The 1,890-nt window shown below is 74.4% G+C and carries 3 protein-coding genes; all 3 read left to right on the top strand.

Annotated elements, in window-relative coordinates; all coding sequences use genetic code 11:
• A partial coding sequence (locus tag H5J30_RS30345) for a VMAP-C domain-containing protein (RefSeq protein WP_445194968.1) occupies positions 1 to 323 on the top strand: 323 nt, incomplete at its 5' end.
• A gap of 264 nt (positions 324 to 587) precedes the next feature.
• The gene (locus H5J30_RS30340; RefSeq protein WP_181790626.1) at positions 588 to 1,625 is read left to right on the top strand and encodes an AAA family ATPase; all 1,038 of its coding nucleotides are present in this window, start codon (positions 588 to 590) and stop codon (positions 1,623 to 1,625) included.
• Positions 1,626 to 1,630: 5 nt separating this feature from the next.
• On the top strand, positions 1,631 to 1,890 hold a 260-nt coding region (locus H5J30_RS30335), incomplete at its 3' end, for a hypothetical protein (RefSeq protein WP_258563608.1).

Genomic DNA, 1,890 nt, shown 5'->3' with positions numbered 1-1,890 from the left:
GCGGGGTGCCGGTCTTCTGCCATGCGCTGGGCGGAGGCAGCGGCCGGGCGGCGGTCGTGGGGCAGTTGCTCGACGAGGGCACGGCGGTGGCGCTGTGGCGCGCGGGGGGCCACGAGGGCGAGGAGTGCGGCGAGGAGTGCGCGGCGTACCACGAGAAGCTGGCCGCGCTGCTGATGGACGGTGCAGGAACGGTCGTGCGGGACCTGCCGGAGCGGCTGCACGAGGTGCGTCGGGAGGCGCTGGAGACCGGGCGTGGGTGCGCGGCGGACGTGATCCTGTTCTACGACGACGCCGACGACGCGATCGGCGCCGGGGGGGCGTGAACGGCGTGCGGGTGGTGGTGAATGGGTGAGTTGGCCGGTGAACGGGTGAACGGCGCGCGGACGTCCGCGTGCGCCGGGTGCGAACGTCGCGCACCATGTGCGCAGTTGGACGAAACCGGCCCGCCACCACGCGGATTGGCCGATTCGGCACCCGGCGTCAGTGCACCCCGCTAGCCTCTTACCCCCGTGAGGGTTGCCCTCGTCCGTCCCCGGGCAGACAGTGGGGCAAGCCCGCTGCCCGGTCGGCGACAAAGGGGTTACGACGTGAGCGAGTGGCTCATCTACCGAGGCACCGGCGCCCCCCACGACGGCATGGAGAGACTGCCGGCACCGCCTCCCTGGCGAGAATTCGACGGCGATCCGCAGGCGCCTCCGCCGGCCGCGCTGGAGCCCTCCTCCGAGCGGAGGCTCGGCCAGCGGGGCCGCGAGGCCAGCCACCACCGGCCCAGCACCCGCGAGTGCGAGATGGTCAACGCCGCGCTCTACCTGCGCCGCCCGCTGCTCGTCACCGGGCAGGCCGGCAGCGGCAAGAGCACGCTCGCGCACTCGGTGGCGTACGAGCTGAAGCTCGGCCGGGTCCTGACCTGGCCGATCGTCAGCCGCAGCACACTGCGCGACGGCCTGTACGCCTACGACGCCATCGGCCGCCTCCAGGACGCCCAGCTCGAACGCGCCGAGCGGCGCGCCGGCGCCGCGGACGCGGACGCCGCCGAGGAGCCCGGCGGCGGCATCGGGCGCTACATCCGCCTCGGGCCCCTGGGCACCGCGCTGCTGCCCTCCACGCGCCCGCGCGTGCTGCTCGTCGACGAGCTGGACAAGAGCGACATCGACCTGCCGAACGACCTCCTCCACGTGCTGGAGGCGGGTGAGTTCACGATCCCCGAGCTGGAGCGGATCGCCGACCGCGCGCCGGTCGTCGAGGTGCTCAGCGACGACGGTACGAAAGTGCCCGTGCGCGGCGGCCGGGTGCGCTGCGGCGCCTTCCCGTTCATCGTGCTCACCAGCAACGGCGAGCGCGAGTTCCCGGCCCCGCTGCGCCGCCGCTGTATCGAACTGCAACTGCCCGTGCCGGACCGGGCGCGGCTGACGGGGATGGTGCGGGCGCACTTCCCCGACGGCGACGACGAGCGGTTCGCCGAGCTGATCGACCGCTTCCTGGCCGCGGGACCCGGCGACGTACGGGCCGTGGACCAGTTGCTCAACGCCATCGAGCTGACCCGGCAGGCCGACTGGGATCAGACGGACGGCTCCGCCCGGCGTGTGACCGAGGAGCTGATGCGGCCCATCAACAGGCCGCGGTGAGCGCGATGGCGGGGCGCGGGCGCGGCGGTGCGGGCGGGCAGGAGAAGGCCGAGGAGCTGGTAGGCCGTCTCCTGGCGGCCGGTTTGCCGCCGGACGCCCGCGGCCTCGCCGACGTCCTGTGGCTCGCCCGGGAGCTGTTGCGCACCACCGGGGCGGCGGCCGGCGCCGATCCGCGCACCGACCGGCCGGGCCCGGCGGCCCGCATGAAATCAGCCACTTTTCCCGATGCCGCCGACGCCCCGGAGACCCCCGCCGCCAAGGACGC

It is taken from the genome of Streptomyces phytophilus (genome assembly GCF_013870535.1).
Classification (GTDB): domain Bacteria; phylum Actinomycetota; class Actinomycetes; order Streptomycetales; family Streptomycetaceae; genus Streptomyces; species Streptomyces phytophilus.
This window is presented reverse-complemented; position numbering and strand designations above follow the sequence as displayed.